At 34.1% G+C, this 399-nt stretch carries 1 protein-coding gene; it reads right to left on the bottom strand.

All coding sequences use genetic code 11. The annotated features are described in order from the left end of the window. The coding region (gene tnpA / locus OUY18_RS13805; RefSeq protein ID WP_268059359.1) for an IS200/IS605 family transposase at positions 1-304 on the bottom strand (304 nt) is incomplete at its 3' end. Positions 305-399 lie beyond the last annotated feature (95 nt).

The following is a 399-nucleotide window of genomic DNA, read 5'->3' as shown; positions in this document are numbered from 1 at the left end:
TTCCATATTTGTACTTTAAATTTGCGTGCCTATCGAATATCATGAGGCTACTTTTTTCTTTGAGATATCCCATAATCTGCGCTACACTATATTTGGGTGGAATACTTATCAACATATGTATATGGTCGGGACAAGCGTTCGCCTCTATGATTTCCACGCCTTTTTGCTTGCACAGCTTTCTAAGTATTAGTCCTATATCTGTTCTTATGTCTCTATATATCACTTGCCTACGATATTTCGGCGCAAATACAATGTGGTATTGACATCTCCACTTCGTATGTTCTAAACTATTTATATCTTTCATTTTGAAAGACCTCCTGTATATTTTTTGTTAGGTTGACAGACCTTAACTTTAATATATACAGGAGCTTTATTTTTGTCCATATCTAAAGATTTTTA

Source organism: Caproiciproducens galactitolivorans, from assembly GCF_026672255.1.
GTDB classification, from domain to species: Bacteria; Bacillota; Clostridia; order Oscillospirales; family Acutalibacteraceae; genus Caproiciproducens; species Caproiciproducens galactitolivorans_A.
This window is presented reverse-complemented; position numbering and strand designations above follow the sequence as displayed.